Below are 7,385 nucleotides of genomic sequence, written 5' to 3'. Positions count from 1 at the left end.
GTGCGGGCCGCCCCTCACCCTAACCCTCTCCCCGCCTGCGGGGAGAGGGGACGAGCCTGCCTTCCCCATGGGGAAACAAAGCAGGGAACCGCGTCTCTTCTCCCCGCACGCGGGGAGAAGATGCCGGCAGGCAGATGAGGGGCTACGCCGCCAAACAAAACGGCCGTGCTTCCGGGAAGCGCGGCCGTCGAGGGGTCGGGAGGATGAGGTCGAACGAGGGGACGTTACTGTGCCACGCCGCCGTCGAGGCCGTCGGTGACGGGTTCGATGCCGGTGGTGGTCTGCAGGGCCAGTTCCTGTTCGCCGTCCATCTGGTAGATGTCGTCGCGGAACTGCACGACGCCGTCCTTGGCGGCCCAGGCGGTGATGTACTTGAAGTACACCGGCACTTCGACCGAGAGCTTGATCGGGTTGTTCTGGCCCGACCGGATGGTCGCCTCGATCTGCTGGCGGCTCCAGCCGGGCGTTTCCTTCAGGAGCCAGGTCGTGAGATCGCGCACGTTCTGCACGCGGACGCAGCCCGAGCTCTCGAAGCGCGCGAGCTTGTTGAACAGGCCCTGCGAGGGCGTGTCGTGCATGTACTCGTTGTTCGGGTTGTGGAAGTTGATCTTGGTCGATGCCATGGCGTTGATCTTGCCCGGATCCTGACGGAACGTCAGGTTCGGCGCCTTGTCGGCATTCCAGTCGATCGTCTCCGGCGACACCTCGTTGCCCTGCCCGTCGATCAGGCGAATGGCATTCTTCTTCAGATATTCCGGATCCTTGCGCATCAGAGGCACGATGTCCTTCTCGACGATCGAGCGCGGCGCGGTCCAGTACGGGTTGAGAATGACCTCGTAGATCTTGGAATTGATGATGTGCGTCGGGCGCGACAGGCGGCCGACGATGGCCGTGTGGCGCTGGACGACGCGGCCGTTCTCCACCGCCTCGATCAGGGCCGCCGGGATGTTGACCACGACGTGGCGCATGCCGAGATCGCCCGACATGGACTGCAGGCGCACGAGATTGGTGTTGAGCTGCTGCAGGCGCACATTGGCGGAGATGTTCAGCGCCTTCAGCGAATATTCACCGAGAACGCCATCCGGCGGCAGGCCGTGGCGGGCCTGGAAGCGCTTGACCGCGCCGTCGACATAGCTGTCGAAATTGTCCGACATGCCGGCCGACTGCTCGAGATCGCCCGATGCCATCAGATGCTGGCGCAGCGCCCGCACCGCCGGGTCGGACACGCCGAGCTCCAGACGCTGCGACGGATTGACCTCGGGCCAGCCGCCGGCAGACACGATCCGCTGATACTGGCCGATCGCCGTCTGGGTGTTGTAGATGGTGTCCATGCTGAAGATCGGCGTGTTGGACGAAACGGCCAGCGCCGTGCGCGAAGCCTGCGCGTCGAACTGGTCGTCCCACACGCCGCGGCGCGGTGCATTGATGATGTCCACCAGAGCGTCCTGCGCGAACGCGCCACCGGCCCAGGCTGCCGCACTGAGCGTGGCGGCGGAGCGCAGGAAGGCGCGGCGGCTGTGAGCATCAATTCCGTTTTTCTTCGACATGATCCCTACCATCAGATGCTGCGAGGCAATTCCGCCCTCAGCGCTATCACGATTACGGTTAACCAAAGCCAAACCGGCCCGCGGCGGGAAAGGCCTGACTGACCCGATCAGACCCGGATCGAACCCGCCGGAGCCCGCCATCGGCGGATCCCGGACATGCCGCCCGCGCGGACAGGCCTTGGCTTGAGCGTGCAGGCCCCAGACATGTCTGAGACCTTGCGGGCCTTTCCGGCCGCCCCGGCCCTGCGCGGTCGCGCCGAAACCGGTGTCAGACCCGCCTTGACAGGCCGGTTTTTCATCCGTTTGACCTCCCATATCAATATGGCCAAACGGTGTCACACAACCAGAGGCAAAGCCCGTCGACAGGCCGGGAATCAAGGCACTGCGTCCTTCCTGCCACAGCCCCACAACCGCCTTCCCCGATCCGGCACCGGTCCGGCGCGCCCCTGCCCCGCAGGGCCCGAATAGTACAGATTGGCCCGGCCCGAACCTGGCGGGCAGGACGACGGGCGCCCGAGCGACGTCGACACCCAAGGCCGCGGGCCAGACACCGGGCCAGATACCGGGCCGGACACGATCGCGTGACATCGCTCCTGAGCGCCTTGGGGCTTTCGACCGCCCGGAAGGCGCCGCCACCCGCTCGTCTGCGCCCTCGCTTACCCTTTGATCTGAATCAAGGACGTTCGCGCGCGTCCGCGCTACCGTCGGACCGCGCCAAAGAGCGACCGATGACGCACCGCAACAGCCGGCCTGCAGCCTTCATGACGACGAGTTCCCTGCGCCGCCGGATTTGTCTCCCGGACTGTCGCAAATCTGCGAATCCCGCCGCCGACGGCATCTCCGCCCGGCCGCGCGTTTACAAAGACTTTACTAATGCATAATATTTTTACCGATAGATCAGGATAGGAAAATGGCACATACATCACAGAATACCCTACATTCTTTTGAAGACGATCCCACCCGAATGGACAGTATCCTCCGCCTCCGGCTGGAGATGTGCAATGTAAACGCATTGCTGGCCTACGCCACCGTTCTTCTCTTGAATTTGCAGCTCTCCAAAGAGGACGGCGCGGATTCTCCAAATGCGCATCAAATGGCTGCGCATCAGACGTCTACTTTCTAACACATCAGACGCATCGATCCTTTTTCAAAACAAAATTCAAAACACGTGCCTGAATTCTGGCCGGACGCGGCATCTCGCCAAGATGCAGGCCGGACGTCGCATCCAGACCCTGACCGTCACCGCTCTCGTGTCGACGCCACAGGGACTCTTCCACCTTTATACTCGGATTCCGCAGATGACTGCGGCCTTGGAAACCTCGCTCATGACGGGCAAGAAAGGGTTCCTCGTCGTCAAACGATGGAGCAAGTCTTGTTGGACATGAGCAGCCCTCGGCGCGGACATGCGCCTTTTCGCCCCCGCCATCGGCCGGACCTTGACCGCCGTCGATCGGCCGGCGTCTCGGGGAATTGCAGCCTCCCCGCTGTCGCCTCGCCGCCGCTCGGGTGATCGATCCGCGTACGCCTTGAACCACGGCCTGTGCACGGGCCGACCGTAAGGTCGCGCGTGCACCTCAGGGGACGCGCAAGCGTCCCTCTCCCACCTTCTCCCGACATCGCCACCACTGCTGATCCCCGCCTTGAACCGAGGCCGGGCAGCCAACCCATGCGAGGATGACATGCAATTTCGATCCATCCAGATGAAGATAGCGTTGCTTTCGGGCATCTGCGTCCTTGCGGCGACAGGTGCTCTCGTCGGCTACAGCGTCGTTGCCGCCGGCAACAGCAAGGATTTCGTCGCCCGGTCGGTGAGCGACCTCACCGAACAGAAGACGAAGGACAGCCTGGCGACGCTGGCGTCCACCCAGGCCGGCGTCATCCGGTCGTCGCTCGACAGCGCCTTCGATTCCGCCCGCAACATGGCCCGGATGTTCGAGGTGGCCGCATCCGGCCTTCCCGCCGCGACGCCCGCGCAGGCAAGGCGGGCACAGTTCAACGGCATTCTCCTCAACGTTCTCAAGGACAATCCGCGCTTCAACGGCACCTACAGCGCCTGGGAGCCCAACGCCCTCGACGGGCAGGACGAGGCCTTCCGGAACAACCGGAAAATGGGGTCGGATGCAACCGGCCGGTTCCTGCCCTACTGGACGCGTGACGCGGCGGGGACCGTCGACGTCCAATCGCTGGTGGAGTATGACAGCCACGAGCTGCATCCCAACGGGGTGATGAAGGGCGGCTGGTATATCGGCCCGCAGAACGGCGGCGGCGAGAGCATTCTCGATCCCCTTCCCTACATCGTGCAGGGAAAGAACGTCTATCTCGCGACGATGTCGGTCCCGATCATGATCGACGGCAAGTTCGCCGGCGTTGCCGGCGCCGATTTCGACCTCGCCTTCGTCCAGCAGCTCGCCGAACAGGTCAAGGCGTCGATCTTCGGCGGCAAGGCCGGCGTCGAGATCGTCAGCTACAAGGGGCTTGTCGTCGCCTCGAGCGAACATCCCGAAACCATCGGCCAGCCGTTCGACAAGACCGATCCGACGCTGACCCAGTTCCTGCCGATCGTCCAGGGCGGAAACAGCCATGTGAAAGCCGATGGGCACTCCTTCACGGCCTTTGCGCCGATCCTCGTCGGACGGACAAAGACGCCGTGGTCCGTCCTGATCGATGTTCCCACCACCGTGGCCATGGCCGAGGCGACGGCACTGGACAGCGCGCTCTCCACGCGCAACCACAATGACAGCCTGTTGCAGATCATCGTCGCCGTCGCCATTGCCGTCGGCGGTGTCCTTGCCATGTGGTTCGTCGCACGCAGCATTTCCCAGCCGATCCGCGCCATGACGACAGCCATGACACGTCTCGCCGGCAACGACACCAGCATCGAGATCCCCGGCCGCGACCGCATCGACGAGATCGGCGCGATGGCGGAGACCGTGTCCGTCTTCAAGGACAATGCGATCGCCAAGGCGACGATGGAGGCGGAGGCGGACGCCACCCGGACGATGAGCGAGGCCGAGCGCCGGGAGCGCGATGCCCAGAAGGCGCGGGATGCTGCGAACATACAGACGGTCGTCGATGCGCTGGCCACCGGTCTCGGCCGGCTTGCGGACGGCGATGTCGCCTACCGGATCTCGACGCCGTTCGTCGCCCCGCTCGATGCGCTGCGAACCGATTTCAACAACTCCGTGACCAAGCTTCATGAAGCGCTGCAGACCGTCCACGGCAATGCCCGGGCCATCGACAGCGGCGCAAACGAGATCCGCTCGGCGGCCGACGACCTTGCCCGGCGGACGGAACAGCAGGCAGCGTCCGTGGAGGAAACCGCCGCGGCCCTCGAGGAGATCACCACGACCATGAAGGACTCCACCAAGCGCGCCGAGGAAGCGGGAAATCTCGTGTCGAAAACGCGGGTGGGCGCGGAAAAGGCGGGAGACGTCGTCCGCTCCGCCGTCAACGCGATGCAGCAGATCGAGCGATCGTCGGGCGAGATCAGCAACATCATCGGCGTGATCGACGAGATCGCCTTCCAGACCAACCTCTTGGCGCTGAACGCCGGGGTGGAAGCCGCCCGCGCCGGAGAAGCCGGCAAGGGTTTTGCCGTGGTCGCGCAGGAGGTCCGGGAGCTGGCCCAGCGGTCGGCCACGGCCGCCAAGGAGATCAAGGCCCTGATCGTCACCTCCGGCGAACAGGTGCGGGTCGGCGTGTCGCTTGTCGGCGAGACGGGCAGATCGCTCGGCCTCATCGTCGACGAGGTCAACCAGATCAGCCAGCATGTCAGCGCCATCGTGGAGTCGGCGCGCGAACAGTCGGTCGGCATCCAGGAGATCAACACGGCCGTCAACACGATCGACCAGGGCACCCAGGAGAACGCGGCCATGGTCGAGCAGTCCACCGCGGCAAGCCATAGCCTTGCCGGGGAGGCCGAAGCGCTGAACAGGCTGATCGCGCAGTTCAATCTGGGCGCATCCTCCTCTGCGTCATCGGCCCATGCCCCGCAGGCGCGGCTCGCCACCGAACAGGCGCGGCCCGTGAACTCGCCGGCACGCGCGCTCGGCCGCAAGATCGCCAGCGCCTTTGGCGGCGCCGGCAACACCGCGACCGCATCCTGGCAGGACTTCTAGCGCTTCGCCGCAGAGATCCGGAACCATCACCCGGCAGAACAGACCCGGCGGACCCGCGTTCGCCGGGTCTGCTTGTTTGCGGCAAGGCGTGGGCAAGGGGCTTGGGTATGGGGCATGGACTTGGACTTGGGTATCGGCTGCGAGGTGTGCGAAGGCCGGAGGGGCCAGAAGCGGACACGCGAAAGGCCGGACGCCATTCCGCGTCCGGCCTTTTCAAAGAGGATCGTCCTGTCCTGCCTTACATGCGGTAGGCGATGCTGTCGTTCCAGAAGCGGTCGAGGCGCTGCAGCAGCTTGTTCATCTGGCTGAATTCGTCCGTGCCGATGCCGCCGACCTTGTGGATCGAGCCGATGTGGCGTTCATAGAGCTTGGCGACCGTTTCGGCGATGTGCTGGCCGTCTTCCGTCAGGCTGATGCGGACCGAGCGACGGTCGATGCGCGAGCGCTGGTGATTGATGAAGCCGAGGTCGACGAGCTTCTTGACGTTGTAGGAGACGTTGGAGCCGAGATAGTAGCCCCGCGAGCGCAGCTCGCCTGCCGTCAGTTCGGAATTGCCGATGTTGAACAGGAGGAGCGCCTGGACGGCGTTGACGTCGGAGCGGCCCTGCCGGTCGAATTCGTCCTTGATGACGTCGAGCAGGCGACGGTGCAGGCGCTCGACGAGGTGCAGCGATTCCATGTAGAGGTTGCGGATCGCGTCTTCCTGCGGGTCCTTGTGGACGATCGTGTTGGCGGCAGACGTGGCGGAAGCGTGAGCCTTGAGCTTGGTGTTCATGATGACGGTCTCTCTCTGTTTGGGTGGCGGTGGTTATGTTTTCCCGCCTTGAGGAGACACTATCGAATACGTATAAAATTCTACTTAAACCGCAGCCTTAACATGAGCTTACCATTGGCGACTGCTGTGTCAGGGTGAATCAAATCTTGCAATACGTCCCTTACGCATACGCTGATAGAGAATGAGAGCGCGGAAAAACACGAAGGTCAGGGCCGCGCCGCCGTGCAGGACGAGGATCGACGGCTTGGCGCCGAAGAGCTCGGGATAGAAGCCGAACATGACGATTTCGGTCGCTGCCGCCACCACCCAGATGACCGGCCCCCAGGACACGAGAAGCCACAAACCCAGGGCTGCCACGGGATAGGCCACCGCCAGCGTGGCCGCCGCGACGCGCCAGGGAACGGTCAGAAGATCGAAGCGGCCGGATCCGTTGAAGGAATAGCCGATCAGCAGCGCCCAGTAGTTCAGGCCGAACCAGAAGCACGAGATGGCCACGAGCCGCAGGAAGATGCCGAACAGCGTCTCCGTCACGGAAATCTTGGGGACATGGACAGAATCATCGGACATGACGGCGACCATAAGCGCGGATGCGGGCGACGGCCAGAGGAGGAACGCGCGGACGGCGCGCGCGAAGGCCGCGCAGAGCCGGCGGGCAACGTTCGGCGCGGGACGATCGGCGCGGCAGGCGGCAAGCGCCGGGCCGCCCCTCGAGATCGTTCGCGCCAGCGGCCCCCGAAAAAAAACGCCCTTTCTTTTCCCCGTTTCTTTTCCACGCCGGTTTTTCCGCCGCCATACTGGCCGCGTCCCGTTATCGGATGCACCGGAAGGCGTTCCGGCGAAGCGGGGCCGGTGCCGGCGATGGGGGGATGACGCATATCCCCGCCGCCGGGCTCGCGAAAAGGCCGTCCGCCGTTTGAGCTTGTAAGGCCGGCGGTGTGGCGATGA

5 protein-coding genes are annotated in these 7,385 nt (G+C 64.3%); 2 read left to right on the top strand and 3 right to left on the bottom strand.

Translation table 11 applies throughout. The annotated features are described in order from the left end of the window. Positions 1-224: 224 nt before the first annotated feature. Complete coding sequence (locus ASG03_RS10545; protein WP_062693543.1) at positions 225-1,547, bottom strand: L,D-transpeptidase family protein; 1,323 nt, start codon at positions 1,545-1,547, stop codon at positions 225-227. A gap of 1,082 nt (positions 1,548-2,629) precedes the next feature. Here ASG03_RS10545 and ASG03_RS21440 point away from each other — a divergent pair. Both ASG03_RS21440 and ASG03_RS10535 read left to right on the top strand, forming a co-directional pair. Next, entirely contained in the window at positions 2,630-2,932 is a 303-nt protein-coding gene (locus ASG03_RS21440) for a hypothetical protein (protein ID WP_156381800.1), read from the top strand. A 294-nt stretch (positions 2,933-3,226) separates the two neighbouring features. Next, a complete protein-coding gene (locus tag ASG03_RS10535) occupies positions 3,227-5,665 on the top strand; it encodes a methyl-accepting chemotaxis protein (RefSeq protein ID WP_156381799.1) in 2,439 nt (812 codons plus the stop codon). A 238-nt stretch (positions 5,666-5,903) separates the two neighbouring features. Here the strand turns inward: ASG03_RS10535 and ldtR are convergent, their stop codons facing one another. Together ldtR and ASG03_RS10525 are read right to left on the bottom strand one after the other, a co-directional pair. Further along, positions 5,904-6,440 (bottom strand): transcriptional regulator LdtR, encoded by a 537-nt coding sequence (gene ldtR / locus ASG03_RS10530; protein WP_062468683.1) that lies wholly within the window; start codon positions 6,438-6,440, stop codon positions 5,904-5,906. A 129-nt stretch (positions 6,441-6,569) separates the two neighbouring features. Beyond that, positions 6,570-7,007 carry a DUF6163 family protein gene (locus tag ASG03_RS10525; RefSeq protein ID WP_062471913.1) on the bottom strand — a complete coding sequence of 146 codons (438 nt, stop codon included), beginning with the start codon at positions 7,005-7,007 and terminating at the stop codon, positions 6,570-6,572. Positions 7,008-7,385: the final 378 nt, after the last annotated feature.

Source organism: Rhizobium sp. Leaf341 (assembly GCF_001424325.1).
In the GTDB taxonomy this organism is placed as follows: Bacteria; Pseudomonadota; Alphaproteobacteria; order Rhizobiales; family Rhizobiaceae; genus Ferranicluibacter.
The sequence above is the reverse complement of the archived record's forward strand: the minus strand, read 5'-3'. Positions and strand labels throughout refer to the sequence as shown.